Genomic DNA, 24,452 nt, shown 5'->3' on the forward strand with positions numbered 1-24,452 from the left:
GCCGTATACGAACCCAGCAGCGGCTTGGAGGACGCTCCCGAGACGATGATTCTCGCGCGCCAGCTTCCGAAGCGCACGGTGGCCCTCATCCTGGCAGGCGGACGCGGCTCGCGGCTGCAAGACCTCACCGACAAGCGCGCCAAGCCTGCGGTGTTCTTCGGCGGCAAGTTCCGCATCATCGACTTCGCCTTGTCGAACTGCATCAACTCGGGCATCCGCAGGATCGGTGTGCTCACCCAGTACAAGTCGCACTCGCTGCTGCGGCACCTGCAGCGCGGATGGAATTTCCTGCGCGGCGAGGTCAACGAGTTCATCGATCTGCTGCCCGCGCAGCAGCGCCTGAACGAAGCGGACTGGTACCGGGGGACGGCCGACGCGGTGTACCAGAACATCGACATCCTGCGCTCCTACGGCCCCGAATACATCCTGATCCTGGCGGGCGACCACATCTACAAGATGGACTACTCGCTCATGCTGCTGGATCACGTGAAAAGCGGCAGCTCCTGCACCGTCGGCTGCATCGAAGTGCCGCGCATGGAGGGCACGGCCCTGGGTGTGATGGCCATCGACGAGGACCGCCGCATCACCAGCTTCCTGGAAAAGCCCGCGGATCCTCCCGGCATACCCGGCAAGCCCGACCGCGCGCTGGGGAGCATGGGCATCTACATCTTCAATGCCGAATACCTCTTCCAGCTGCTGGAAGAAGATTTCGCCAACCCGGCCTCGGAGCGGGACTTCGGCAAGAACGTCATACCACGGGTGGTGGCTACGGGGCGTGCGGTGGCGCATCCGCTCAACCTGTCCGCCATCCCGTACGAGAGCCGCCAGAAACCCTACTGGCGCGACGTGGGAACCGTCGATGCCTTCTGGGCTGCCAACCTGGACCTGGCGTCCAACATGCCCGAACTGAACATCTACGACCGCGACTGGCCGGTCTGGACATATCAGGAACAGCTGTCCCCGGCGAAGTTCGTGCCCGACGAGCGCGGCAGGCATGGGGCGATCAGCAACGTGATCGTTTCGGGGGGATGCATCGTGTCGGGATCGGACATCACCGATGCGGTCCTGTTCTCCAGCGTGCGGGTGTATTCGTGCTGCAAGATCAAGCAGGCGGTGATCCTGCCCGGATGCGAGATCGGCAAGGGCTGCCGGCTCAGCAAGGTCGTGATCGACAGGGGCTGCAAAGTCCCCGATGGTCTCGTGATCGGTGAGGACGCCAAGCTGGATAGCCAACGGTTCCACCGCACCAGCGACGGGGTCGTGCTGGTGACGGTGGAAATGCTGGCGGCGCTAACGCCGGCGATGGCCGCTCAGGCCAGCGTGTAGGCCGTCTTCACCGTGGTGAAGAACTCCTGGGCGTAGCGACCCTGCTCGCGCGGCCCGTAGCTGGAACCCTTGCGCCCGCCGAAGGGCACGTGGTAGTCGACGCCTGCCGTGGGCAGGTTGACCATCACCATGCCGGCCTGGCTGTGGCGTTTGAAGTGGGTTGCATGCTTCAGGCTGGTGGTGGCGATGCCCGCCGACAGGCCAAAGGGCGTGTCGTTGGCGGTGGCCAGGGCCTCCTCGTAGTCCTTGACCCGGATCACGCTGGCAACCGGCCCGAAGATCTCTTCGCGGTTGATGCGCATGGCCGCGGCGCTTTCGCTGAACAGGGCCGGGGCCATGTAGAAGCCGTCGGTGGCCAGCTTCAAGCGCCCGCCGCCGGCGGCCAGCACGGCGCCCTCGCCTTTGCCGATCTCGACATAGCTCAGGTCCTGCTCGAGCTGGCTCTGGCTGGACACCGGGCCGATGTCGATGCCCTGGGCCAGCGCATCGCCCACCTTCAGGCCGGCCATGCGCTCTTTCATCGCCTCGATGAATTTCGGGTAGATGCCTTGGGTGACGATCAGGCGGCTGGACGCGGTGCAGCGCTGGCCGGTGGAGAAGAAGGCGCTTTGCACGCACAGCTCGACCGCGGTTTTGAGGTCGGCGTCGTCCAGCACAACCTGCGGGTTCTTGCCGCCCATCTCCAGCTGGAACTTCTTCAGGCCGGTGGCGCAGGCCTGGGCGATGCGCGCGCCGACGCCCTGCGAGCCGGTGAAGCTCACGGCATCGATGCCGGGGTGGCCGACCAGGGCGTCGCCGATGACGCTGCCGCGGCCCATGACCAGGTTGAAGACGCCGGCGGGGATGCCGCTGCGGCTGATGATCTCGGCCAGTGCCCAGGCGCAGCCGGGCACCAGGTCGGCCGGCTTCATGACCACGCAGTTGCCGTAGGCCAGGGCCGGGGCGATCTTCCAGGCGGGAATGGCGATGGGGAAGTTCCAGGGGGTGATGATGCCCACCACGCCCACGGGCTCGCGCGTGATCTCCACGCCGATGCCGGGGCGCACCGAAGGCAGGGTTTCACCGGCCAGGCGCAGGCACTCGCCGGCGAAGAACTTGAAGATGTTGCCGGCACGCGCGGCTTCGCCTATGCCCTCGGGCTTGGTCTTGCCCTCTTCGCGGGCCAGCAGGGTGCCCAGCTCTTCCTTGCGAGCCAGGATCTCGCTGCCGATCTTGTCCAGGGCGTCGGCTCGGGCCTGGATGCCACTGGTGGACCAGGCCGGGAACGCCGCTCTGGCGGCCTGCACGGCCGCATCGACATGGCTGGCATCACCCTGGGTGTACTCGCCGATGACGTCGGAGAGGTTGGAAGGGTTGAGGTTGGGCGAGTAGCCGTTGCCGGCCACCCATTCGCCCTTGATCAGGTTGTTGTGTTGGGTCATGAGTTATCCAATGAAGTGAAGATCAGCCAGGGCAATCCGCGCTTCAGGCGAGGGCATGGCTGGGCTCCTGCGCATGGCGGGCAAGCGCCATACGGCAAGCCAGCTGGAATGCCTGCAGCATCGCGCCGGGATTGGCGATGCCTTTGCCGGCGATATCGAACGCTGTCCCGTGTGCCGGCGTCAGGATGGGAAAAGGCAGGCCGCCCTGTACCGTGATGCCCCGCCAGAAGCCCATCAGCTTCATGGCGATCTGACCTTGGTCGTGGTACATGGTCACGACGGCGTCGTACTGGCGCTGCTCGCCCTGCACTTTCAGGAAAATAGTGTCGGCAGCGAACGGGCCTTCGGCGGGAATGCCGCGGGCGCGTGCCGCATCGACGGCCGGTCGAATGATGTCGATCTCCTCGCGGCCGAACGATCCGTTGTCGCCGTTGTGCGGGTTCAGGCCGCAGACAGCGATGCGGGGGTTGGCCACGCCGCTGCGCAGCAGCTCACGGTGGATCAGCTCGATGCCGCGGGTCACGCCCTCGACCGTGATCTGGTCCGCCACGTCACGGTGCGCGATGTGCGAGGTCACGCGCGAGGTCCAGAGGCCATCCAGCACGTTGAATTCGCAGACCGGGCCGTCGAAGCCGAGCTGATCGACAAACCAGTGCAGCTCATCGCTGGTGCGCATGCCCGCTTCGTGCATCGAATGCTTGTTCAACGGTGCGAACATGATCGCATCGGCTATGCCACGTTTCACCGCGTCCAGCGCCATGGACAAAGTGTCCAGGCAATAGCGGCCGCCCTTGGCAGTCGCCGCTGCGCGTTCGAAGGGCCCCTGGGTGGTTCCCCGATAGTCAACCAGCACAGGCTTGCCCTGGGAGAAATCAGCAGCGGCGATGGATTCCGCGATGGCAAACGGCGTGTGCAGGCCGGCCACGTCCATACCTCGCTCGAGCTCGGCCCGATCGGCGATCAGCAGCAGGTCTGCGGCCGGCGAGGTAGCCGGGTCGGCCAGCAGGCGGGCCACCAGTTCGGGGCCGATTCCGGCGGGGTCACCCAGCACCAGCGCGATCCGCGGTTTGCGTGAATTCATGAAGTCCTCGATCAGCGCACCGGCAGCAAGCCGCGAGACACCAGGTTGGTGAAGAAGGCCTGCAGCCCGAACGTCCACGGTTCGATGCGGTCGCACAGGTTGACCGTATTGACCAGGGCGCCGAGCTTCGGGCTGGAGATTCGCACTACGTCGCCCACCTTGTGGGTGAAGCCGCTGCCCGCGGCGCCGCGATCCTGGGTAGGCGCGAACATGGTGCCCAGGAACAGCATGAAGCCGTCGGGATACTGATGGTGCTTGCCGATGGTCTGGCCCACCAGGTCCAGCGGATCGCGGCTGATCTGCGACATCGAGCTCTCGCCGTGCATCACGAAACCGTCGCTGCCCTTCACTTCCAGGCTCACGGTGCAGTTGCGCACATCCTGCAGCGAGAAGGCGCCGTCGAACAGCCGGATGAAGGGCCCGATCGCGCAGGACGCATTGTTGTCCTTGGCCTTGCCCAGCAGCAGCGCGCTACGTCCCTCGAAGTCGCGCAGGTTGACGTCGTTGCCGAGAGCCGCACCTTTGATTTCGCCGCGGCTGTTGACAGCCAGCACCACTTCCGGCTCAGGATTGTTCCAGGCCGAGCCGGGGTGGATGCCGATCTCCGCGCCTATGCCTACGGCCGACAGCACCGGGCCCTTGGTGAACACTTCGGCATCGGGGCCGATGCCCACCTCGAGATACTGCGACCAGAGGCCCTGACGCACCAGCAGCGCCTTGAGCTCTTGCGCCTTGGCCGAGCCGGGCTCGATGTCGGCGAGCGAGCCGCCAAGCACTTCCAGCACGCGGCCGCGAATCGCCTCGGCCTGCGCCGCGTCACCCTTGGCCTGCTCCTCGATCACGCGTTCGACCAGGCTGGCCGCGAAGGTCACGCCGGCCGCCTTGATGACCTGCAGGTCGCAGGGCGCCAGCAGGTAGGGGCCGTCGCTGCCGCGCCGCTGGCTGTTATGCAGCAGGCTGTCCGCGGTGCCGACGTAGCGGCCGCGCGTCTTGCGAACCACAGCCGCCGGGTCGTCCAGCTCCAGCAGGCCGCTCATGGTGGGCACGGCCTCCGACAGGTCGAATACGCCGTCCTCGCGCAATGCCACGACGCTCGGGCCGGCGGCCTGCTTGGCGTCGCCCGGCACCCAGGCACGGCCGATCAATGTTCCGGCAAAGCCGTCGTTAGGCAGCCACTGCATGTAATACCTCTTACTGGGTTTGGGTTTTCAGGCCGATCTTGTTGATCAGCGCCTTGTAGAAAGCATGGTCCTTGGCCATCACGGCGCCGAACGCATCGCCTTCCGCATAGGCATAGCCCATGTTCTGCTTGTCCAGCGCGTCGCGCAGGCTCTGCTCCTGGACGATCTTCGCGGTGGCTGCGCGCAGCGTGGCAACCACGTCAGGCGGCGTTGCCTTGTTCACCGCCAGGCCACGCCAGGTGCCGATGGAGATGTCCAGGCCCTTTTCCTTCAGCGTGGGCGCCTGCTCGAAGCCCTTGATGCGCTGGTCGGACATGACCGCGAGAGTCCTGAGCTTGCCGGATGAAACATGCGCATAGGTTTCGGCCGCGCTCACCGTGATTGCGTCCAAGTGGCCGCCAAGCAGTGCCAGGATGGCCGGCTGTGCGCCTGCGTACGGAATGTGGTTGAACTTCGCGCCGGTCTTGTCCTCGACGGCCGCTGCGGCCAGGTGCCAGGTGGAACCGTTGCCGCCGTTGCCGATCTTGAAATCGCCCTTCTTGGCCGCAGCCACGAACTCCTCCACCGATTTCCAGGGCGCGTCGGCCCGGACAGTGATCGCCGCCGGGTCGTAGTTCAGGCGGGCGATGGGCGTGAAGTCTTCATAGGTGATTTTCGTGAACCCCATGTTGGGCTGCGTCATCAGGTCGGTGGCCAGCAGCACGATCTTGTAGCCGTCGGGCTTGCCGTTGATCACGTCGGCCCAGCCGATGGCGCCGCTCGCGCCCGGCTTGTTCATGACGATCACGCTCTGCGGCAGGTGCTTCACCGCAGCCTGGGCGAAAGCGCGGCCGAGCACGTCGGTGCCGCCGCCGGCCGGATACGGGACGACCAGTTCGATCGGCTTGTTGGGGTAGGTGGACTGGGCCAGTGCGGGGGCCTGCACGGCGACGGTACACAGCAGGCCGGCCAGGACTTGGGTAATCAGGGTCTTCATGGAGTTGTCTCTCTGTAGTGAGGGTGAAAAGATCAGGAAATGCGGTTATTCCGCCTTGATATTCGCCGCCTTCACGAGCTTGCCGAAACGGTCAAACTCGCTGCGATTGAATTCAGTGAACTGTTGAATCGTCAAGTCTTCGGAGTTGCCCCCGAGCCCACGCAGACGATCCTGAACATCGGCAAGCTTCAAAGTCTGCTGAAGTTCAGCATGCAGTTTGTCGACAACGGCCTTGGGCGTGCCGGCCGTGGTGTATAGGCCATACCAGGTGTTGATTTCCACCGCCGGCATGCCAAGCTCGCGCATGGTCGGAACATCTGGCAGTTCTGTGAAACGCTTTGGGGTGGTAACGGCCAGAGCGCGCAGCGCGCCAGATTTCACCTGACCGATCGCGGATGACGTAGTGTCAAGCATGAACTGGACTTGTCCACCGATCAGGTCGGCGTGCGCCGCGCTACTGCCCTTGTAAGGGATGTGAACCGCTTTTGTACCGGCAGTGATATTGAGCGTTTCACCCGCGATATGCTGCGTGCTGCCAATCCCTGATGATGCATAGCTGTACCGCGTTGGGTTGGACTTGATGGCCGCAACAAGCTCTTTCGCGTCGCTGGCCTTTTCATTCGGGCCAACCAGCAACAGGTGAGGCACGACCACCACCATACCGATCGGTTGCAGGTCTTTCAGGGGGTCATAAGCCAGCTTCAGCACGTGTGGCGCAATCGCCTGGCCCGTATTGGTAGCGAGCAACAGCGTGTAACCATCTTTGGGCGATTTGGCCGTGGCGTCCGCCGCGAGCGTGTTGGCTGCACCAGGCTTGTTTTCCACCACGAAAGACTGCTTCATGGACTGCCGGAATTTGTCGGCAAGCATGCGCGCAAGAATATCCGTGCCACCTCCAGCACTCGCACCCACCATGATCTTGACGGGCTTCGCGGCAGGGTAGTCCTGCGCGAATGCCGTACTCAATGTGAGCAGAGTTGCCACGCCGGTTGCGATGAAGGTCTTGCGATTCATTGTGTCGTACCCTTTCGATGAAAGGCGGGGGCTCAGGCCCAGGCGGCGCCGTTGGGGAATTCGAACTGCTTCAGGGTGGCCGCGTGCATCTCGATGCTATAGCCGGGGCGCTGGGGCGGCATGTAACGGCCGTTGCGGATCACCACCGGGTCGAGGAAGTGCTCATGCAGGTGATCGACGTACTCCAGCACGCGATTTTCCAGCGAGGCGGAGACGGCAATGTAGTCGAACAGCGAGATGTTCTGCACGTATTCGCACAATCCAACGCCGCCGGCGTGGGGGCAGACCGGGACGCCGAACTTGGCGGCCATCAACAGCACCACCAGCACTTCGTTCAGTCCACCCAGGCGGGCCGCGTCGACCTGGCAGAAGTCGATGGCGCCGGCTTGCAGCAGCTGCTTGAACATCACGCGGTTGTGGCAATGCTCGCCAGTTGCCACACCGATCGGCGCAATGCGTTCGCGGATGGCGGCATGGCCCAGGATGTCGTCGGGGCTGGTCGGCTCTTCGATCCACCAGGGGTCGAAGGCGGCCAGGCGGCGCATGTTGGTGATCGACTCATCCACTTCCCATACCTGGTTGGCGTCCATCATCAGCTTGCGGTCCCAGCCGATTTCTTCGCGCAGGATGCTGGCGCGGCGGATGTCTTCCTCGATGTTGCCGCCGACCTTCTGCTTGAAGTGGGTCCAGCCCTCGGCCACGCCTTCGCGGGCCAGGCGGCGCATCTTCTCTTCGGAATAGCCCAGCCAGCCGGCCGAGGTGGTGTACGCCGGATAGCCCTGCTCCAGCATTTCCTTTTCGCGCGCGGCCTTGCCCGGGGCATTGCGGCGCAGGATGGCCAGTGCTTCTTCGGGCGTCAGCGCGTCGGTGACGAAACGGAAGTCAAGGCAGCGCACCAGCTCTTCAGGGCTCATGTCGGCCAGCAGCTTCCACACCGGCTTGCGCTCGGACTTGGCCCACAGGTCCCAGACGGCGTTGACGATGGCGGCCGTGGCCAGGTGGATGACGCCCTTGTCCGGGCCCAGCCAGCGCAGTTGGCTGTCGCCGGTGGTGATGTTGCGCCAGAACGCGCCCATGTTGCCGGTGATCTCTTCCATCGTCTTGCCGACGACGAAGGGTGCCAGCGAGTTCACGGCGGCCACGCAGATCTCATTGCCGCGGCCGATGGTGAACGTCAGGCCATGGCCTTCCAGCTTCGAATCGGTGTGCAGGGTGACGTAGGTTGCCGAGTAATCCGGGGCCGCGTTCATGGCGTCGGAGCCGTCGAGCGAGCGGGAGGTCGGGAAGCGGATGTCCCGAACAGAGAGGTGGGTGATTTTGGTAGCCACTTTTGCCTTGCAGAGGGGTGATGGGAGGAAGGGAGTGGGCGAAGGATAGGGCTGGTAGCGATATGAATCCAATCGTCATTTGGTATATTGCGATACAAGTTTTTGGATCACTATGGACGACGCCGCCGCCGGTTCGCCTGCCCTCCCCGCCAGCCTTTTCAGGCGACTGCGCATCAAGAGCCGGCAGATCATGCTCCTCAACGCCCTGGATGAGCATCACAACCTGCGGCGGGCGGCCGCTGCCATCCACACCACCCAGCCCGCTGCCACGGCTCTGCTCCAGCAGCTCGAAGAAGGCCTGGGCGTTACGCTGTTCGAGCGCCATGCCCGTGGGATGGAACCTACGGTGTACGGCGAGGTGATGATCCGTTACGCCCGGGGCGTGCTGCACGACTTCGAGTACGCAGGCGACGAGATGGCGGCGCTGGCCGCGGGCTCCGCCGGCCTGGTTCGGATTGGCAGCGTCATGGGCGCCACCCCCGTGATGCTGACCCAGGGGTTGGCGCGTTTCAAGGCCGGCAATCCGCGGGTCCGCGTCACGCTGCAGGTCGATACCAGCGATATGTTGATGCCGGGGCTGTTGCGGGGCGATCTGGATGTGGTGCTCGGCCGCCTGCCCGACCAGTTCTACGACGAAGACCTGGAGATCGAGCAGCTCGAGGGCGAACCGATGAGCGTGGTGGCGCGGCCCGGCCACCCGCTGTTCGACCTGGCGGAGGTCACGCTGGGTGACCTGGTAACGCAGACCTGGATCCTGCATCCCCTGGGCAGCCCGATGCGCCGGCGCGTCGAGCAGGCGCTGCAGCAGGCCAACCTGCTGGCGCCGCCCGATATCGTGGAAACCTCGTCGATCCTCGCCACCACCTCCCTGCTGGAGCAAAGCAACATGATCTCGGTGGTGCCGCTGGATGTGGCACAGCATTACGCCAACTACGGCATGGTCGCCATCCTGGCGGTGCAGTTGCCGATGGCCATGGCCAACCTGGGCATCATCACGCGCAAGAAGAAGGAGCTGTCGCCCGCAGTCAAGGGTTTCCTGCGGGCCCTGCGCGACAGCAACCTGGAACGGAAGATCGCGCGCTAGCGCCCTACTCGACGCGTCCGATGCGCTGGACCAGCGCGGCCATGTTGCGGGCGTCGGCTTGCACGAAGCGCTCGAACTCGGGCTGGTCCTGGTACTGGAAGTAGCTGCCGGCCGAGGCCAGCGACTGGATTGCGCGTTGATCTTCGGCGACGAATTTCGCCGCCTGGCGCAGGCGCGCCACCACCGGCTCGGGGGTGGCAGCGGGCACGAAGAGGCCCGACCACTGCGAGTAGGAGATCGGCACACCCAGTTCTTTGAAGCTCGGCACGTCGGGCAGCGCCGCGAGCTTGGTGTCGCCCCAATGCGCTAGGGCGCGCAGCGTGCCGGCGCGAATGTGCTGCATCACGCTGGACGGACCGGTCGAGATGGCATCGACCTGCCCCATGAGAACGGCCAGCACAGCCGGGCCCGCGCCCGTGTAGGGCACATGCAGCATGAAGCTGCTGGTGGCGGCCTTGAGCTGCTCCATCGGCACGTGCATGGTGCCGTAATTGCCGGAAGAGCCGAAGGTGACCGTGCCGGGCCTGGCCTTGACGGCGGCGATGAAGTCCTTGTAGGTCTTCCACGGGCTGTCGGCGCGCACGATCAGCACGGTGGGGTCTGCCGTAAAGCGCGCGATCGGCTTCAGCTGGTCCAGCGTGTACATCGGCGTGCGCCGCAGCACCTTGTCCGCTTCGGGCAACACGACGAGCGACGACAGCGACATGAGCATCGAGTAGCCATCGGGCTTGGCCTTGGCCACCTGCCCCATGCCGATGCCGCCACCGGCGCCACCCTTGTTTTCCACGATCACGGATTGCTTGAGCGCCCGGCCCATCGCTTCAGCGACGGGGCGGCCCACGGTGTCAGCCACGCCGCCGGGCGGGAACGGGACCGTCATGGTCAGGGGCCGGCTCGGGAATTCACTCTGCGCCCACGCGGGCGCCGGCAGCAGGCCCGGCACGGCCGAAGAGGCCAGGAGTTGAAGAACGGTACGACGATCGATCATTTACAGGGTCTCCACACGGTTGTTCAGTTCACCCAGGCCGGTCACGGCGACCCGAACCTGGTCGCCATGGCGCAGGAACTTCGGCGGCGTAAAGCCGATGCCCACGCCCACGGGCGTCCCGGTCGCGATGATGTCGCCGGGCTGCAGCGTCATGGCGGCCGACAGCGTCTCGATCAGCGTCGCGACGTCGAAGATCAGCTTCGAGACATGCGAGTCCTGGCGCAACTCGCCGTTGACCCAAGTCTTCAGGTGCAGCGAATCGAGCGGTGCGTCGTCCTGCGTGGCGATCCAGGGGCCGAGCGGGCAGAAGCCATCGAGCGACTTGCCCAGGAACCATTGCGCATGGTTCTTCTGCAGGTCGCGGGCCGTCACGTCGTTGAGGGCAACGAAGCCGAACACCTTGCCGAGCGCGTCTGCCTTCGACACATTGCGGCATTGCTCGCCGATGACCACGCCGATCTCGCCTTCGTAGTCGACCGACGAGGTGTGCTTGCTGTCGAAGCGGATAGCGTCGGTCGGGCCGGCCAGCGTGCCGGTCGCCTTGGTGAACAGTTGCGGGAACGCCGGGATCGCCGAGGCGCCGCTGGTGGCGTTGAAGCCGCTCTTGTCGAACTCCATCGCATGCTCGTGGTAGTTCTTGCCCACCGCGAAGACGTTGCGAACGAAGGCGGACAGCGGCGACAGGAACGTCACGTCCGACAGCTGAGCGCGGTCGGTAGCGGATTCCTTCAACTGGCCGGCAGTGAGGCGCTGCTCGATCACGGCGAGCACGGGATTGGGATGCGAGCCGAGGTCGCCTTCGATGAACAGGACTTCCTGTTTGGCCTCGTCGATCAAGGCAAGCCTTGTCTTTCCTGCGTAAGTGGCGCGTCCGATCTTCATGAAATCTCCGGGGATAAGGTCACACCGATTGGTGCGATTTGGGTTGATTTGGTCGCATTCTAGGTCAACTTGGTTTCCGACTGAAACCTAGGCCCATTCAAGAAATTGGTTGGATTTGGTACGATCACGGCCATGGACAGTGCAGCCCAATTGCGGGAAACCATCGTCAAGAACCTGAAGTCCGGCACCTGGCGCGCCGGGCATCGCATTCCCACGGAACGGGAGCTTTGCGACCAGTTCAGCATGGGCCGCTCGACCGTGCGCCGGGTGCTGGCGCAGTTGAAAGAGGCGAAGCTCATCACGCAAACTGTTGGCAGCGGCACTTACGTCACCGATGGCGTCAACGGCGCGCTGGCCCGGCTGTCATCATGCGAATCCGCCCCAGCGGCAAGCCCCGCGGAATTGATGGAGGCGCGGCTCAGCCTGGAGCCGTCGATCGTGGAGATGGTGATCCGCAACGCGACCTCGACGGACTTCGCGCGCATGGAAGAGTGCTGCGACAAGGCCGAGGCCGCCGGCACGCTCGAGGAATTCGAGCATTGGGACGGCATGCTTCACGAAGTGATCGCGAACGCGGCCCACAACACATTCATCTCCACCGTCTTCCATCTCCTCAGCGAGGCCCGCGAGCAAGGCGAATGGGGAATGCTGAAGCGCAAGAGCGTGACGCCGGAACGCCGCGCCGAATACCAGCGCGAACACAGGGAACTGGTGGCGGCACTGCAGGACCGGGACCTGGCAACGGCCATCACGCTGACACGGGACCATCTGCTGCGCGTGCGCCGCAACCTGCTGGGTATCTAGGACCCGGCAGCCATCCGGTAGATTCGCAGCGCGTTGTCGTGAAACAGCTTGCGGCGCTCTCGAGTGGACAAGTCGGCCACGATGGCCGCAAAGCCTTTGAAGATATCCCCGAACGAAGCGCACAGGCTATCGACCGGGAAGTTGCTGGCGAACATGCAGCGCTCGATGCCGAAGAGCTCTATCGCGTCGCGCACCACCGGGCGGTTCGCCTCCACCGTCCAGCGCCCGCCCGCCAGGCCGATGCCGCTGATTTTCACGAAGACGTTGGGGCATTGCGCCACACCCCGCATCGCCTGCCGCCAGCCGGCCAGCCCCTCGGCACTGCGGTCCGACGGCATGCCGGTGTGGTTGATGACGATGGGTGTACCGGGAAAATCGCGCGCCAGCGCCTGGGCCTCGTGCAGATGCCACCACGGCGTCTGCAGCTCGAAATGCAGGCCATGCCGCGCCAGCAGCGCATAGCCCCGGCGCCATGCGCCGTCCATCATGCCGCCGGGTTGCGTGTCGCGCGGTGAAGCATTGGCCCGCGGCTTTTGGCGGATGCCGCGCACAAAGCCGAACGCCGCGAGTTGCCCCAGGATGTGCGCTATATCGGGCTGGTCCAGCCAGGCCTGCCCCACGGCCACACTCGGCAAACCACTTTGCTTGCGCAGGCTCTCGATATAGCGCATCTCGCCGATCGGGTCCTTCGGATCCCATTCGGCTTCCACATAGACACTGCCTGCCAGTTCGAAGGCGGCCGTGTCGCGCCGATAGTCCGATGGCAGATACGGACGACAGATGGCTCCGTGATCGCCGTATCGATGCGGCGGGCGCTCGGCATCGCACAGCCACGGGTAGTAATGCGCCACCGGATCCCAGAAATGATGGTGGGCATCGATGATGGGCGTGTCCAGCAATTCGGTCATTGCGGCGTCCTGGTCTCAGGCAGCTTGCATGCTGCCGTAGCGATATGCGTTCTCGACGCGGCGTATGCCGTTGATCAGCGGATGTCCGAATGGCGGGGCCGAGATTTCGAAACGGCAGGAAGCATCGACCTTGATGCCTTCGGAGAACGACAAGGTCGCGGTGCCGAAGTAGTGCACATGCACATCCCCGGGCACCAGAAACTGGTCGTATTTGAAATGGTGGAACTCGATGTTGCCTATCGAGTGCGACATGTGGTCCTCACCGGTGAGGAAAGGCTTTTCCCAGCGCTTGCGGCCCTTGCGCACGATGCGCGAGACGCCCGCAATGCTGGCCGGCAGATCGTCCAGCAACAACTCGGGACCGAAGGAGCTGCCGCACAGCTTGGCGTGCGACACCAGGCCGCTGTTGCTGCGTTCGGTGATGTGGTCGGACAGTTCGTTGGCAAGTGCGAATCCCAGCCGGCGCGGCATGCCATCCGCGCCGATCAGGTACAGGCCCGCCAGCTCTGGCTCCTCGCTCGCATCTTCGGCGAACGAGGCTACCGGGAAATCCTGGTAAGGGTGGACCACGGAGCGGCCCGTGCCCTTGAAATGCCATTCGGGCGCGACACCGGGCGTGCCATTTCCCGTGGGACGGCCCTGCTCCAGCCCCAGCTTGAAGAGGCGCAGCGAGTCGGACAGGGACGCGTCATCCACCTGCAAGGCCCGCCGCAGGTGGTCACGTGTTCGCTCGCTGCCCAGGTGCGTGAGCCCTGAGCTGCTCACCAACATGTGGGCCGGGTCAGGATGATCCAGCGGCACCAGCACTGCCTGGCGCTCGACCAACTCGCCGTAATCAACCCGCTCGGCCGACGCCAGCTTCTTCGCCAGGTGCGCCAGCGGCACGCGCTCGGCCAAGGCCTGCGAGGCCAAGGCGTAGGTGCTGTCGCAGCCGGCCAGCACCCGCACGCGGGCGGCCGACTCCACGAGCCCGACCGCTCGGCTGCCGTCGGGGCGGAGGAACTGCAACAGGCGCAACGCGGCCATCACGCAAGCCTTACTTCAGCCACTTCTCGAGCGCCTCGGCCGGGATCTCCGCGCCGTGGTACTTCTTGAAGATCTCGTTGAGCTTGCCGTTCTTGTGGTTGGCCCGCACCCAGTCGTTCACCCAGGCCAGCAGCTTGGCATCGTCCTTGCGCACGCCGATGCCGAGGTCGTTGGTGCGCAGGATGAACTTGGGCTCCAGTTGCCGGGCCGGCGCCTTCTGCGTCATCGTCTGGAACAGCGCGGCCGAAGTGCCCACCAGGTCGGCCTGGCCGGTGACCACGGCGGTGATCACGCCGGCATCGTCGTCATAGCGCACCACGGTGGCGCCCTTGGCGTTCTGCGTGAGGTCGCTGTCCTGCGTCGTGCTGCGGTTCACCGCCACGCTCTTGCCGGCCAGGTCGGCCATGCTCTTGACCTGGACGCCCTTGATGCCGCCCACCAGCGAGATCTGCGGGGCATAGGGAACCGAGTAGTCGATCACCTTGGCGCGATCCGGCGTCCAGGCCAGGGTGGAGATGATGATGTCGGCCTTGCCGGTCTGAAGGTTGGGGATGCGCGTGGCCCCGACGGTCGGCACCACTTCCAGGGCGACGCCGAGGTCCTTGGCCAGTAGCACCGCCACGTCGTAGTCGGAGCCGGTGGGCTTCATGTTGCCGTCGGTCATGCCCGAGGGCGGCACCGCGAGGTCGACCGAGATGCGGATCTTCTTGGCCGCGCGGATGTTGTCGAGCGTGTCGGCCTGGGCGGCGAAGCCGGAGGCGGCCACGGCCAGCGCCAGCGCGCCCTTGGTGATGAAGGAGATGGATTTCATGTGATGTTTCCTCTTTGGTTTACAAGCCGTTATCGACAAATTGCTGCAGTTCGGCGGTCTGCGGGTTCAAGAGCATGTCGCCGGTTCCGGTTTCCCAGATCCGGCCTTCATGCATGAAGATCACGGTGTCCGCCACCTTGCGGGCGAACGCCATTTCGTGGGTCACCAGCACCATGGTCATGCCGCCGGCCGCCAGGTCCTCGATCACCTTGAGCACCTCGCCAGTCAGCTGCGGATCGAGCGCCGAGGTGACCTCGTCGAACAGCATCACCTGGGGTTCCATGGCGAGCGAGCGAGCAATGGCGACACGCTGCTGCTGGCCGCCGGAGAGCTGTTCGGGATAGGCCTGGGCCTTGTCCGCCAAGCCCACCTGGCGCAGCACGGTCGCGGCGAGCTCCAGCGCCTGCGCCCTGCTCTTGCCCTTGGCGGCGCGCGGCGCCAGCGTGATGTTTTCTTCCACCGTCAGGTGAGGAAAGAGGTTGTAGCTCTGGAACACGATACCCACATCGCGCCGCAGGCTGCGCAGGTCCAGCGCCGGGTCGTCGACCCGGTGGCCGCACACCTCGATGTGGCCGCTGTCGATGGCTTCCAGCCGGTTGATGCAGCGCAGCGCCGTGCTCTTGCCCGAACCACTGCGGCCGATGATCGCGACCACTTCGCCCTTCTTCACCTGGAACGACACTCCCTTGAGCACGTTCAGGCTGCCGAAGCTCTTGTGCACGCCTTCAAGATTCACAATACTGGACATCGCCAATTCCTTTCTTTGTTTCGGCCACGCTCTTGCGCACCACGAGCAAACGGTCCTCGAGTTTCCGGGCCCACCACGAGAGCGGGTAGCACAGCAGGAAATACAAGCCCGCCACCAGCATGTAGACCATGAAGGGCTCGAACAGCGAGTTGTTGATCACCTGCCCGGCGCGCGCCAGTTCCACGAAGCCCACCACCGAAGCGAGCGAGGTGTTCTTGACGATCTGCACCATGAAGCCGACCGTCGGTGGCGTGGCGATGCGCAGCGCCTGCGGCAGGATCACCTTGAACAACCGCTGGCTGGGCGTGAGTGCCAGGCACTCGGCCGCCTCCCATTGGGTCTTGGGCACGGCCTCGATGCAGCCACGCCAGATCTCGCCGATATAGGCGCTGACGTAGATGGTCATCGAGATGCCCGCGGCGACGATGGCCGGCAAGCTGAGGCCCATGATGCTCAGGCCGAAATAGGCCAGGAACATCAGGATCAGCAGCGGCGTTCCCTGCACCAGTTGCACATAGCCCAGGGAGAGCCAGCGCAGCCAGCGCATGCGCGAGATGCGGGCCAGCGCGACGCCGAAGCCGACCAGGCCGCCGCCGGCAAAGGCCATCAGCGACAGGATCACGGTCCAGCCGGCGCCCTGCACCAGGAACTGGAGATGGTTGATGTTGAATTCGTTGTTCATGCTGCGTTGCTCACATCGGTGTGCCGAGCCGGCGCCGGCGCGTGAACACGGCCTGGCCGATGGCCCAGAACGCAGTGCGCATTGCCAGCGACAGCAGCAGGTAGAACACCGCCACTACGATGTAGGTTTCGAAGGAGCGATAGGTGTCGGACTGGACGCGGTTGGCGATAGCCGTCAGCTCCTCCGCCGAAATCTGCGAGGTGATCGACGAAGCCAGCATCAGCAGCACGAACTGGCTGGTCAGCGCCGGATAGACCCGCTCCATGGCAGGCCGCAGGATCACATGCCAGTAAATCTGCACCTTGGACAGCGCCAGGCACTGGGCGGCCTCGATCTGGCCCTTGTGGATCGAGTCGATGCCGGCGCGCATGATCTCGGTGGTGTAGGCGCCGATGTTGATGACCAGCGCCGCGATGGCCGCTGCGTACGCGGGCACCTTCAAGCCCAGGCTGGACAGCCCGAAATAGACGATGAAGATCTGCACCAGCAGCGGTGTATTGCGGATGATCTCCACATACAGGCTGCACGCGCGCGCCACCCAGGGGTTGTGGCTGTTACGGCCGATGGCGCACAGCGTGCCGATCAAAAATCCCAGCAGCGTCGCGATCACCGACAGCTGGATCGTGAGCCAGGCCCCATGCACGAACAGGGGCCATTGCGCCAGGACGCTGGCGAAGTCGAATTTGTAGGTCATGGTTGGTAGGAGTTCACGATCGAGGCCGTGTCCTTCATTCCGTTGCCCTGCTCGACATAGTCGGTGTAGCGCCGGGTGGCGGCCTCCAGCATCGGCAGGCTGAGCTCGAGCTCGTGCGCATACGCCGTCACGGCCTTGAGGTCCTTCAACAGTTGCCGGGCGTAGCTGCGCGGCGGCTCGAAATCGCGCGCTTGCATCTGGGGGTAGAGGTGCTTGAGCAGGCTGCTGTCCGCATGGCCGCCCGCCAGGCATTGCGGCAACTGGCGCGCATCGACGCCCGCCGCTTCGGCCAGGGTCAGTGCCTCGGCCAGCACCACGTAGCCGCTGCCGACGATCAGTTGGTTAATCATCTTGGCGGTCTGACCCGCACCGACAGGGCCGATACGGGTGAAGTTGGCGGCGAGGTCCGCCATCACGGTGCGAATGGCCTCGATGTCGGCGGCATCGCCGCCCGCCATCACGGTGAGCGTGCCCGCACGCGACTGCACCGGGCCGCCGCTCACGGGCGCATCGATCCAACGCATGCCCGACTTGGTCCGCAGTTGCTGCGCCATCTCGCGAGTGGCCGCAGGATCGATCGTCGAATGGTCGACCAGGATCTTGGCGGGGCCCGCGGCCGCCGCGATGCCCTGGGGGCCGAACACACAATCGCGCACGGCATCCGTATGCAGCACGCACATGATCACGATGTCGCTCGCCTGCGCAACGTCACGAGGCGACTGTGCCGCCACCGCGCCCGCCGCGACCAGGGGCGGTACACGCTCCGCCTCGAGGTTCCAGACCGTCACCGGCCAGCCCTGCTCCAGCAGCCGCAGGGTCATCGCGGTGCCCATGATGCCCAGGCCTACAAACCCGATCCGGCCCTTCTCAACTGCCATGCTTGTCTCCGATTCCACTTTTGGGAAGGTGACGAAGCATAAGAACGCGAGCGATTCACATCCAATCGTATTTCGTGATCCACTGATACTGGTTTTGGGATGGCTGCTGGCGCGAGCACATTCGCACAATTTTGCCGTTGCGTAGGTGTAACAGCTTTGATTGAGCAACGCGCCTTGGCGTGTAGCATCAAAAAACCGTATTGATGAGGCACGCCAAATGCGCACGATCGTTAAACCTTTTGCCTGCACACTCACTCTGATGCTCGTCTCCCTCGCCTATGCGCCCAACGTGATGGCCGACGATGACGATCACGGCCGGGGCCGCGGTCATGGCCATGGCCATGGCCATGGTCACAAGCACCACGATCGTGATCACAAGGAGGTGTACTGGGAGGGCAATTGCAAGATCGAGCGCAAGTGGGAGAAAGACGGCGACTACAAGGAAAAGCGCAAGTGCAAGGGTGTTGAATACCATCATGCGCAGCCGGTGGTGGTTCAGCCGGTAGTGATTCAGCCCGCCACCGTCATCTACCCGCCGTGGGTGGTGGTCGAACAAGGCCGGCCCCATCACTACCGCTCGGGGTACGAGCCGGCGCCAGTGCAGCAGGCACAGGTGAGCCGCTGCAACAGTGAGACCGTCGGAAAGGTCTTGGGTGGCGTCGCGGGGGGTGTACTCGGGAACCAGGTGGGCCACGGTACTGGTCGCGTCGTTGCCACGATCGGCGGTGCCATCGCCGGCGTTTTGGTGGGCGGAGAGGTTGGCCGCCGAATGGATGCGAGAGACCAGGCTTGTGTCGGCCAAGCCCTGGAACTGGCTCCGGCCGGCCGTCGCGTCGAGTGGGTCGAGGGCGGTGAGAAATACGCCGTCGTGCCTGGCGCCGTAGTGGATCGAGGCGGCATGTATTGCAGGCCGTACCAGGCACAGGTTCGCACCAGCACCGGTTGGCAAACCACGCGCGGCAACGCCTGCCGGCGACATGATGGAGTCTGGGTGACGACCTAGTCAACTCTGACGATTGTTTCAACTGGCCTCTTGTTTTCCTCGAGAGGCATTGAGAACATCGCGCCATGGGGAACTCATCAATACGGAAAATGAAACATGGCAAAGGTAAAGTCAGCGGTCCCGGTCGGCGGACGGGGGAAGGCACTGACAGCCTTGTTCGCTACCTGCAGGAAGATCTCGAAACCAAGCCACAAGAACTTCCGGACGAAAAGCCCGTTCGCAAGTCGATTGCGAGCCGCATGAAAACAGCGTTGTTGAACCTGAAGAAGAAGTAGTAGCTCTTGACGGCGGCCAAGCGCGATACCGACTATGAAAAAAGGTCCTGCGCTTTCAATACCGCCGGCAATGATCAGCGGTTCTCGTGGATCAGCTCGATAGCCCTGCGCGCAAAGACGGGACTCAACTGCCCGACTGTGCCGGCATTTGATGACGCGGCGGTTCCTGCCTTCGCGCGAGCGGCGATGCCTTCAAAGATCACCGCAAGCCGAAAGAGCGCAAACGCGAAGTGGAACGGTTCCAGGTCGCCAAAGTGCGCCTTACTGCAATACCGTTGGACGTATTCCTGCTCGCTAGGGATGCCGAGCGAAAGAAGATCCTGCCCTCGCATGCCCATGTACTCGTCTGGACGCAGCCGCCACGCCAGTGCGCTGTAGGCAAGGTCGGCCAACGGATGACCAAGCGTCGAGAGCTCCCAATCGAGTACCGCGACAATGCGCGGCTGCGTGGGGTGGAACATCAGGTTGCCGATGCGAAAGTCGCCGTGAGCGATCGCAGTCGCGCAACCACCCGGGATGTGACGGGGTAGCCACTCGACCAGACGCTCCAAATCGGGCAGTTCACGCGTCTTGGAGCTGTGCCATTGGCGTGTCCAGCGGGCGATCTGCCGTTCGAAATAGTCGTGTGGACGGCCGAAATCGGCCAGTCCGGCAGCTTGCCAGTCCACGCGGTGCAGCGCGGCCAGTGCGTCGGCCATCGCCATGTACATGCTTCGGCGATCATCGGGCGCGACGCCGGGCAAGGTGCAGTCCTGGAAGACGCGCCCCTCCACCCGCTCCATGAGATAGAAGGCTGTTCCGATCACATCCGTGTCTTCGTGATAGAGCACCACCGGTGGGACAGGGACACCCGTGTCTGCCAGCGCCCCCATGATCCGGTATTCGCGGTCGATGGCGTGCGCCGATGGCAGCACCGGACCTGCGGGGCGCTTGCGAAGCACCAATCGGCGATTGCCGTAACTGACGAAGTAGCTGGGGTTCGACTGCCCGCCGGAGATGCGCTGTAGCGTCATCGGCCCTGACAGGTTCGGCAATGCCTGCCGCAGGAAGGCGTCGAGGCAACCGGGATTGAAGTCGCAGTCGGCTGGTGTTTTCTCCATTCGCTCACCTGGACCGGATCAGGGGCGACGTTTGCTGAACTGTGGATAAAAATGCGCCACCACTGGACCGTCCGCTCGCCAGGAGAAGCAATCGTCCACAAAGAACGGCTGCTGCTCCAGCGTGCTGTCAGGCTGCAGCGCCACCTTCCCGTCCGGGGCACGCCCCAACGACATGCCCTGATGCACAACCGTGGCCATGGGCACCAGGACTTCGTGCACGTGCGCGCACGTCGTGTTACGCGGGATTTTCTTCAGGATTTGCCGCCAGCCGCGGCCCACCGTCTCACCGATCAGCGGCCGCAGCGAGTCCTTGACCTCGTGGCAGGTGCCGAAAGGCATGGAGCCCATATCGACGCCGACGTCGCGGATCACGCGGTTGTCGTCCAGCGTCAGCCGCACGCGGATGTCGTGCACGGGCGCGCCGGCCTTCTGCTCGCCACGCCCGGGGTCGACGTACATGAACGGCTTTTCGTCGAGCAGGTGCGCCTCGATGTCCCACAGCCCGTCGTCGCGCAGGAACGCCTGCATCTCGATGCGGCGCAGGTGCATGGGGCGGCGCTTGGGCGTGTCCATGGGTTCAGTTCTGCGGCGGCAGCCGGATGACGAGCCCCTCGAGCTCCCCGGTGATCTTGATCTGGCACGTGAGCCGGCTGTTGGGCAGCGCATCGAGACAGCCGGCATCGATCATGTCCAGCTCGTCAGCGGAGGGCGCGGGCACGCGCGGCACCCATTGCTCGTCCACGTAGCCGTGACAGGTGGCGCAGGTGCAGGCGCCGCCGCAGTCGGCCGTGATGCCGGGGACCATGGCGCCGATCGCGGCCTGCATCACCGACTGGCCGGATTGCGCGTCGACGGCCTGCTGGCGGCCGTCCTGCTGAATGAAAACAATGCGTGTCATGGGTCCTTCGATTGCAATCAGGATTCAAGCCGACATCAGTGCGGAGGCGACGCGGTCCGCGTCCTGCAGCTCCTCGCCGCCGCCGCCGCCAGACAATTCGCCCGACGAGAGGACCACATAGCGGTCGCACAGCTGCGCGGCGAAACGGTGGTTCTGCTCGGCAAGGAGCACCGAAACTCCCAGCTTGCGCAAAGAGCCGATCTGCGCGGCGAGATTCTGCAGAACGAGCGGCGCGAGGCCCTGCGAGGGCTCGTCGAGGAGCAGCACTGAGGGGCGCCGCGCCAGCGCAACGGCCAGCGCGAGCATTTGCTGCTCGCCGCCGGACAGTAGGCCCGAGAGCTGGGCACGGCGCGAGCCGAGGATGGGGAACATCGCCATCAACTCCTCGAGCATGCGCGGGCGCTCGGCCGCGGCCAGCAGGCGCAGTCCGAGCTGCAGGTTTTCATGCACGGTGAGCGGCGAGAAAAGGTTACGCCGCCCTTCGGGCACCAGTGCCAGGCCGTGGCGCGCGCGCGCTCGCGCGTTCATGTGGTCCAGTCGCACGCCGTTCAATTCGATCTGGCCGCGGCCGTTGACCGAACCCGCGATCGCGCCGAGCAAGGTGCTCTTGCCCGCGCCGTTGGGGCCGAGCACGGCGAGAAACTCGCCGTCGGCCAGGGTCATGGCGATCTCGCGGCAGACCTCGATGCGGCCATAGCCCGCGTGCAGGTTGGAAAGGCGCAGCGTCATGTTGCCTCCGCCGCGGCCGTGCCCAGGTACAGCTGCATCACGCGCTCGTCGCGCCGCGCTCCCTCGGCGGTGCCGCGGAAAATCACGCTGCCGGCATCCAGCACGGTCACCTCGTCGCACAGCATGCGGATCAACGAGAAATTGTGTTCCACCAGCAGCACGCCGATACCGCGGTCCGCGAGGCCGCGGATCTCGTCGGCCAGCACTTTCATTTCTTCGCGCCCGATGCCCGCGGCCGGTTCGTCCAGCAGCAGGTAGCGCGCGTCCGCGGCGATCGCCCGGGCAACCTCCACGCTGCGCACGCGGCCCATCGAGAGCTTGCTCACCTGGTCCGTCGCCCACGATTGCATGTGCATGCGCGCGACCACCGCGTCGGCGCGTCCGTTCAGCTCCCGCTCTTCCTTCAGCGCTCCAGGCAGTCCCAGCAGCGAGGCGAGGAAGCCGTGCCGCACCTGCGGGTACAGCCCGCACAGCACGGCGTCGCGACCAGTCGTTTGAAAGTCGATCCGCGGCGTCTGGAAGGTGCGCGCGATGCCCGCGCGCATCACTTCGTGTGGCGCGTGGCCGGTGATGTCTCGCCCGTCCAGCAGCACATGGCCGCTGGTGGGCTTGAGGAAGCCGGTCAGGCAGTTGAACAAGGTGCTCTTGCCCGAGCCGTTGCGGCCGATCAGGCCGCACACGCGCCCGGGACGCACGTCGACGCTCGCGCCATCGAGAGCCACGACGCCGCCAAAGGTCATGCGCACGTCGCGCGCAGACAGAACCTGCTCGCTCATGGCGTGGCCTCCGCAGTGCTTTGCGCTTCCGCTGTCGGGGACTTCTGCACCTCTTTACGGCGAGCCCTGAAACGCTTGACGAGCCGGTCGATCCAGCCGAGCAGGCCTTCCGGCGCGACGACCAGGATCACGATCAGCGCCCCGCCGTAGAAGAGCCCTTGCGCCTCCTGTGCGGGCAGCAGCTTTCCGAGCAGGCTCAACAGAAACGTCCCGAGCACGGGGCCGAGGATGTAGCCCGCCCCGCCCACCACGGCCATCAGCAGCGCGGAGATCGAGGCGTGGGTGTCGAGTGAGCCGGGGCTCATGTAGGTGATGTAGTGCGCATACAGCCACCCGCCCGCCCCTGCCATCGCGCCGGAGGTCGCGAGCATCGCCGAAAGCAGCGGCGCAACGGCGATGCCGTCCGCCATCGCGCGCGTGCGGTCGTGCTTGACGATGTTCAGCGCCCGCCCGTGCGCGGAGTTCATCAGGTTTTCGTAGAACAGCACGGCGGCCAGCACGAACACCCACACCAGGATATTGAAGCGCCAGGCTTTCTCGAGACCCGCGATCGGCGGGATGCCTGCGATGCCGACGTAACCGCCGGTCACGGCGTCCCAATTGCGCGCGATGATCTCCAGAAGGGTCGCGAGTGCAAGCGTGGCCAACGCGGTGGCGAGCTCGGGCATGCGCGTGACCATGCGCGCGAGTCCCCAGGCGAGCGCCGCAGGCAGCGCGATCGCGATGGCGAGTCCGGCCCAGGCGGGCAGGCCGAATCGCGTGGCGATGATCGCCGTGGAATAGGCACCGATCGCAGCAAAGGCACCCTGCGCCATGGATAGGATCCCGGCCTGCCCGAAGCTCAGGCCCGCCGAAAGCGCGATGAGTGCGAACACCCCGGTGAGGATGACCGTGTCGAGCCACACCGGGTTGAGCGGAGCGATGGCGCACGCCAGCGCGCCCACGACCAGCATGATCCACGTATTGCGGTGGCGCGGGGCGAACTTCATGGCCGGTCCCCGCTGTAGCGGCTGGCGCCGAGCTGCCCTGAGAGCAGTACGATCAACATGAAGAGCGACGGCACCATGGAAGTCACCATGCCCGTGGTATAGCCCGCGCTCAGCGCCTCGATCACGCCGATGGCAAGGCCGCCGGCCAGGCAGCGCACCGGGCTCTGGATACCGAAGATGATCGCGGCGGCGAAGCCGATGAAGGTGAGCCCCAGCGAGGCGGTGAAGTCCATGCCGGAGCTGTGCAGGATCAAGAGGCCCGCGATGCCGCCGAGCAGCCCCCCAGCCAGAAGCGAGCCGCATTGCACGCCGATGACGGGAATCGCCGCGAGCTCAGCACCGGGCGCGTTCACCGCAGCCGCGCGCATCATGCGCCCGAGCTGCGTGCGCTGTATCACGAGCCAGGTGAGCCCGACCAGGCCTACGGCCACTGCCACGTTGATCAAGCCTTGCGGGTTCACACGTAGCGCCCCGAACTCGAAGACGGTGGTGAACGTCTGCCGCGCGAACGGCTTGGTTCCCCACACGATCAGGACAATCGATGAGAGAGCAAGCGACAGGCCGAAACTTGCCAGCGCCACGCGGATGCCTTCCTTGCTCGTGCGCTTGAGCAGCACGAATATGACGGCCATCACGCCCGATGCGGCGAGCGCGGCGGCCAGGCCCGCGACAATCCCCTGGGGCCCGGGAATGGCCGTCGCCACCGCGGCGGCGATCAGCGCGTAGGCGCCGATCGCGAAGTCCACGGTGGCCGCGGTCGTGAAGAACAGCGTCATGGGCAGCGCCAGCAGCGCATACACCGACCCGTTCAGGAGTCCCCGGAAGATGTACTCGAGCATCGCCGCCTTTT

At 64.9% G+C, this 24,452-nt stretch carries 27 protein-coding genes; 5 read left to right on the top strand and 22 right to left on the bottom strand.

From position 1 onward, the window contains the following. Positions 1-45: 45 nt before the first annotated feature. Positions 46-1,326 (top strand): glucose-1-phosphate adenylyltransferase, encoded by a 1,281-nt coding sequence (gene glgC, locus HNE04_RS12065; protein WP_172219684.1) that lies wholly within the window; start codon positions 46-48, stop codon positions 1,324-1,326. Here the strand turns inward: glgC and HNE04_RS12070 are convergent. From HNE04_RS12070 to HNE04_RS12095, 6 genes are read right to left on the bottom strand one after another with little or no spacing between them, the layout of a single operon-like run. Continuing rightward, positions 1,311-2,747 carry an aldehyde dehydrogenase family protein gene (locus tag HNE04_RS12070; protein WP_172219185.1) on the bottom strand — a complete coding sequence of 479 codons (1,437 nt, stop codon included), beginning with the start codon at positions 2,745-2,747 and terminating at the stop codon, positions 1,311-1,313. The two genes, glgC and HNE04_RS12070, sit on opposite strands and share 16 nt — an antisense overlap. Before the next feature lie 43 nt (positions 2,748-2,790). Beyond that, complete coding sequence (locus HNE04_RS12075; RefSeq protein WP_172219187.1) at positions 2,791-3,828, bottom strand: 4-hydroxythreonine-4-phosphate dehydrogenase PdxA; 1,038 nt, start codon at positions 3,826-3,828, stop codon at positions 2,791-2,793. Positions 3,829-3,839: 11 nt separating this feature from the next. After that, the gene (locus HNE04_RS12080; protein WP_172219189.1) at positions 3,840-5,009 is read right to left on the bottom strand and encodes a fumarylacetoacetate hydrolase family protein; all 1,170 of its coding nucleotides are present in this window, start codon (positions 5,007-5,009) and stop codon (positions 3,840-3,842) included. A 10-nt stretch (positions 5,010-5,019) separates the two neighbouring features. Beyond that, the gene (locus tag HNE04_RS12085; protein ID WP_172219191.1) at positions 5,020-5,985 is read right to left on the bottom strand and encodes a Bug family tripartite tricarboxylate transporter substrate binding protein; all 966 of its coding nucleotides are present in this window, start codon (positions 5,983-5,985) and stop codon (positions 5,020-5,022) included. 45 nt (positions 5,986-6,030) lie between these two features. Then, on the bottom strand, positions 6,031-6,999 hold the full coding sequence (locus tag HNE04_RS12090) for a Bug family tripartite tricarboxylate transporter substrate binding protein (RefSeq protein ID WP_172219193.1): 969 nt from the start codon (positions 6,997-6,999) through the stop codon (positions 6,031-6,033). 32 nt (positions 7,000-7,031) lie between these two features. Further along, entirely contained in the window at positions 7,032-8,327 is a 1,296-nt protein-coding gene (locus tag HNE04_RS12095; RefSeq protein ID WP_172219195.1) for an L-fuconate dehydratase, read from the bottom strand. Between the two features lie 112 nt (positions 8,328-8,439). Between HNE04_RS12095 and HNE04_RS12100 the strand changes: the two genes are divergently transcribed. After that, positions 8,440-9,411: a LysR family transcriptional regulator gene (locus HNE04_RS12100; protein ID WP_172219196.1), complete on the top strand. Its 972-nt coding sequence runs from the start codon at positions 8,440-8,442 to the stop codon at positions 9,409-9,411. 4 nt (positions 9,412-9,415) lie between these two features. Here the strand turns inward: HNE04_RS12100 and HNE04_RS12105 are convergent, their stop codons facing one another. Then, positions 9,416-10,396 carry a Bug family tripartite tricarboxylate transporter substrate binding protein gene (locus HNE04_RS12105; RefSeq protein WP_407926601.1) on the bottom strand — a complete coding sequence of 327 codons (981 nt, stop codon included), beginning with the start codon at positions 10,394-10,396 and terminating at the stop codon, positions 9,416-9,418. Between the two features lie 3 nt (positions 10,397-10,399). Continuing rightward, positions 10,400-11,281 carry a fumarylacetoacetate hydrolase family protein gene (locus HNE04_RS12110; protein WP_172219198.1) on the bottom strand — a complete coding sequence of 294 codons (882 nt, stop codon included), beginning with the start codon at positions 11,279-11,281 and terminating at the stop codon, positions 10,400-10,402. 132 nt (positions 11,282-11,413) lie between these two features. On the opposite strand from HNE04_RS12110, the gene HNE04_RS12115 reads away from it, so the two are divergent. After that, complete coding sequence (locus HNE04_RS12115; RefSeq protein ID WP_172219199.1) at positions 11,414-12,085, top strand: FadR/GntR family transcriptional regulator; 672 nt, start codon at positions 11,414-11,416, stop codon at positions 12,083-12,085. Here the strand turns inward: HNE04_RS12115 and HNE04_RS12120 are convergent. Genes HNE04_RS12120 through HNE04_RS12150 form a run of 7 tightly spaced genes read right to left on the bottom strand, consistent with a single transcriptional unit; the run spans position 12,082 to position 17,832 of the window. Then, positions 12,082-12,993, bottom strand: coding sequence for an amidohydrolase family protein (locus HNE04_RS12120; RefSeq protein WP_172219200.1), 912 nt, complete (start codon positions 12,991-12,993; stop codon positions 12,082-12,084). The two genes, HNE04_RS12115 and HNE04_RS12120, sit on opposite strands and share 4 nt — an antisense overlap. Positions 12,994-13,008: 15 nt before the next feature. Then, positions 13,009-14,019: an AraD1 family protein gene (gene araD1 / locus HNE04_RS12125; protein WP_235964960.1), complete on the bottom strand. Its 1,011-nt coding sequence runs from the start codon at positions 14,017-14,019 to the stop codon at positions 13,009-13,011. A 10-nt stretch (positions 14,020-14,029) separates the two neighbouring features. After that, positions 14,030-14,830 carry a transporter substrate-binding domain-containing protein gene (locus HNE04_RS12130; protein WP_172219201.1) on the bottom strand — a complete coding sequence of 267 codons (801 nt, stop codon included), beginning with the start codon at positions 14,828-14,830 and terminating at the stop codon, positions 14,030-14,032. 19 nt (positions 14,831-14,849) lie between these two features. Beyond that, positions 14,850-15,578, bottom strand: coding sequence for an amino acid ABC transporter ATP-binding protein (locus HNE04_RS12135; RefSeq protein ID WP_172219202.1), 729 nt, complete (start codon positions 15,576-15,578; stop codon positions 14,850-14,852). Continuing rightward, positions 15,556-16,260: an amino acid ABC transporter permease gene (locus HNE04_RS12140; protein WP_172219203.1), complete on the bottom strand. Its 705-nt coding sequence runs from the start codon at positions 16,258-16,260 to the stop codon at positions 15,556-15,558. The genes HNE04_RS12135 and HNE04_RS12140 overlap by 23 nt, the downstream gene beginning before the upstream one ends. A gap of 10 nt (positions 16,261-16,270) precedes the next feature. Continuing rightward, entirely contained in the window at positions 16,271-16,954 is a 684-nt protein-coding gene (locus tag HNE04_RS12145; protein ID WP_172219204.1) for an amino acid ABC transporter permease, read from the bottom strand. Then, entirely contained in the window at positions 16,951-17,832 is an 882-nt protein-coding gene (locus tag HNE04_RS12150; protein WP_172219206.1) for an NAD(P)-dependent oxidoreductase, read from the bottom strand. The genes HNE04_RS12145 and HNE04_RS12150 overlap by 4 nt, the downstream gene beginning before the upstream one ends. Before the next feature lie 217 nt (positions 17,833-18,049). Here HNE04_RS12150 and HNE04_RS28045 point away from each other — a divergent pair, with 217 nt between their 5' ends. Together HNE04_RS28045 and HNE04_RS12160 are read left to right on the top strand one after the other, a co-directional pair. Then, complete coding sequence (locus HNE04_RS28045; protein ID WP_172219208.1) at positions 18,050-18,835, top strand: glycine zipper 2TM domain-containing protein; 786 nt, start codon at positions 18,050-18,052, stop codon at positions 18,833-18,835. Positions 18,836-18,924: 89 nt separating this feature from the next. Beyond that, entirely contained in the window at positions 18,925-19,110 is a 186-nt protein-coding gene (locus tag HNE04_RS12160) for a hypothetical protein (protein ID WP_172219210.1), read from the top strand. Between the two features lie 74 nt (positions 19,111-19,184). Here the strand turns inward: HNE04_RS12160 and HNE04_RS12165 are convergent, their stop codons facing one another. The 7 genes from HNE04_RS12165 to HNE04_RS12195 are packed head-to-tail and all read right to left on the bottom strand — an operon-like array spanning position 19,185 to position 24,441. Continuing rightward, a complete protein-coding gene (locus HNE04_RS12165; RefSeq protein WP_172219212.1) occupies positions 19,185-20,210 on the bottom strand; it encodes a phosphotransferase family protein in 1,026 nt (341 codons plus the stop codon). A gap of 18 nt (positions 20,211-20,228) precedes the next feature. Beyond that, entirely contained in the window at positions 20,229-20,783 is a 555-nt protein-coding gene (locus tag HNE04_RS12170) for a DUF2889 domain-containing protein (RefSeq protein ID WP_172219214.1), read from the bottom strand. A gap of 4 nt (positions 20,784-20,787) precedes the next feature. Continuing rightward, positions 20,788-21,108 (bottom strand): 2Fe-2S iron-sulfur cluster-binding protein, encoded by a 321-nt coding sequence (locus tag HNE04_RS12175; RefSeq protein ID WP_172219216.1) that lies wholly within the window; start codon positions 21,106-21,108, stop codon positions 20,788-20,790. A 24-nt stretch (positions 21,109-21,132) separates the two neighbouring features. Then, a complete protein-coding gene (locus HNE04_RS12180) occupies positions 21,133-21,837 on the bottom strand; it encodes an ATP-binding cassette domain-containing protein (protein ID WP_172219218.1) in 705 nt (234 codons plus the stop codon). After that, positions 21,834-22,613 (bottom strand): ABC transporter ATP-binding protein, encoded by a 780-nt coding sequence (locus HNE04_RS12185; protein WP_172219219.1) that lies wholly within the window; start codon positions 22,611-22,613, stop codon positions 21,834-21,836. Before HNE04_RS12185 ends, HNE04_RS12180 begins: the two co-directional genes overlap by 4 nt. After that, positions 22,610-23,602 carry a branched-chain amino acid ABC transporter permease gene (locus tag HNE04_RS12190; protein WP_172219220.1) on the bottom strand — a complete coding sequence of 331 codons (993 nt, stop codon included), beginning with the start codon at positions 23,600-23,602 and terminating at the stop codon, positions 22,610-22,612. The genes HNE04_RS12185 and HNE04_RS12190 overlap by 4 nt, the downstream gene beginning before the upstream one ends. Beyond that, positions 23,599-24,441: a branched-chain amino acid ABC transporter permease gene (locus HNE04_RS12195; RefSeq protein ID WP_172219221.1), complete on the bottom strand. Its 843-nt coding sequence runs from the start codon at positions 24,439-24,441 to the stop codon at positions 23,599-23,601. Before HNE04_RS12195 ends, HNE04_RS12190 begins: the two co-directional genes overlap by 4 nt. Between the last annotated feature and the right edge of the window lie 11 nt (positions 24,442-24,452).

Origin of the sequence: Caenimonas soli, from assembly GCF_013155545.1 — a bacterium.
Lineage (GTDB): Bacteria > Pseudomonadota > Gammaproteobacteria > Burkholderiales > Burkholderiaceae_C > Ramlibacter > Ramlibacter soli.

Excerpts from the sequence above, each read along its gene's own strand:
- HNE04_RS12085 (WP_172219191.1), bottom strand. The coding sequence starts at position 5,985 with ATGAAGACCCTGATTACCCAAGTCCTGGCCGGCCTGCTGTGTACCGTC.
- araD1 (WP_235964960.1), bottom strand. The coding sequence starts at position 14,019 with ATGGCCGCGTTGCGCCTGTTGCAGTTCCTCCGCCCCGACGGCAGCCGA.
- HNE04_RS12100 (WP_172219196.1), top strand. The coding sequence starts at position 8,440 with ATGGACGACGCCGCCGCCGGTTCGCCTGCCCTCCCCGCCAGCCTTTTC.
- HNE04_RS12080 (WP_172219189.1), bottom strand. The coding sequence starts at position 5,009 with ATGCAGTGGCTGCCTAACGACGGCTTTGCCGGAACATTGATCGGCCGT.
- HNE04_RS28045 (WP_172219208.1), top strand. The coding sequence starts at position 18,050 with ATGCGCACGATCGTTAAACCTTTTGCCTGCACACTCACTCTGATGCTC.
- HNE04_RS12070 (WP_172219185.1), bottom strand. The coding sequence starts at position 2,747 with ATGACCCAACACAACAACCTGATCAAGGGCGAATGGGTGGCCGGCAAC.
- HNE04_RS12145 (WP_172219204.1), bottom strand. The coding sequence starts at position 16,954 with ATGACCTACAAATTCGACTTCGCCAGCGTCCTGGCGCAATGGCCCCTG.
- HNE04_RS12140 (WP_172219203.1), bottom strand. The coding sequence starts at position 16,260 with ATGAACAACGAATTCAACATCAACCATCTCCAGTTCCTGGTGCAGGGC.
- HNE04_RS12110 (WP_172219198.1), bottom strand. The coding sequence starts at position 11,281 with ATGAAGATCGGACGCGCCACTTACGCAGGAAAGACAAGGCTTGCCTTG.
- HNE04_RS12160 (WP_172219210.1), top strand. The coding sequence starts at position 18,925 with ATGAAACATGGCAAAGGTAAAGTCAGCGGTCCCGGTCGGCGGACGGGG.
- HNE04_RS12120 (WP_172219200.1), bottom strand. The coding sequence starts at position 12,993 with ATGACCGAATTGCTGGACACGCCCATCATCGATGCCCACCATCATTTC.
- HNE04_RS12150 (WP_172219206.1), bottom strand. The coding sequence starts at position 17,832 with ATGGCAGTTGAGAAGGGCCGGATCGGGTTTGTAGGCCTGGGCATCATG.
- HNE04_RS12130 (WP_172219201.1), bottom strand. The coding sequence starts at position 14,830 with ATGAAATCCATCTCCTTCATCACCAAGGGCGCGCTGGCGCTGGCCGTG.
- HNE04_RS12195 (WP_172219221.1), bottom strand. The coding sequence starts at position 24,441 with ATGCTCGAGTACATCTTCCGGGGACTCCTGAACGGGTCGGTGTATGCG.
- HNE04_RS12090 (WP_172219193.1), bottom strand. The coding sequence starts at position 6,999 with ATGAATCGCAAGACCTTCATCGCAACCGGCGTGGCAACTCTGCTCACA.
- HNE04_RS12170 (WP_172219214.1), bottom strand. The coding sequence starts at position 20,783 with ATGGACACGCCCAAGCGCCGCCCCATGCACCTGCGCCGCATCGAGATG.
- HNE04_RS12190 (WP_172219220.1), bottom strand. The coding sequence starts at position 23,602 with ATGAAGTTCGCCCCGCGCCACCGCAATACGTGGATCATGCTGGTCGTG.
- HNE04_RS12165 (WP_172219212.1), bottom strand. The coding sequence starts at position 20,210 with ATGGAGAAAACACCAGCCGACTGCGACTTCAATCCCGGTTGCCTCGAC.
- HNE04_RS12075 (WP_172219187.1), bottom strand. The coding sequence starts at position 3,828 with ATGAATTCACGCAAACCGCGGATCGCGCTGGTGCTGGGTGACCCCGCC.
- HNE04_RS12180 (WP_172219218.1), bottom strand. The coding sequence starts at position 21,837 with ATGACGCTGCGCCTTTCCAACCTGCACGCGGGCTATGGCCGCATCGAG.
- HNE04_RS12115 (WP_172219199.1), top strand. The coding sequence starts at position 11,414 with ATGGACAGTGCAGCCCAATTGCGGGAAACCATCGTCAAGAACCTGAAG.
- HNE04_RS12175 (WP_172219216.1), bottom strand. The coding sequence starts at position 21,108 with ATGACACGCATTGTTTTCATTCAGCAGGACGGCCGCCAGCAGGCCGTC.
- glgC (WP_172219684.1), top strand. The coding sequence starts at position 46 with ATGATTCTCGCGCGCCAGCTTCCGAAGCGCACGGTGGCCCTCATCCTG.
- HNE04_RS12185 (WP_172219219.1), bottom strand. The coding sequence starts at position 22,613 with ATGAGCGAGCAGGTTCTGTCTGCGCGCGACGTGCGCATGACCTTTGGC.
- HNE04_RS12135 (WP_172219202.1), bottom strand. The coding sequence starts at position 15,578 with ATGTCCAGTATTGTGAATCTTGAAGGCGTGCACAAGAGCTTCGGCAGC.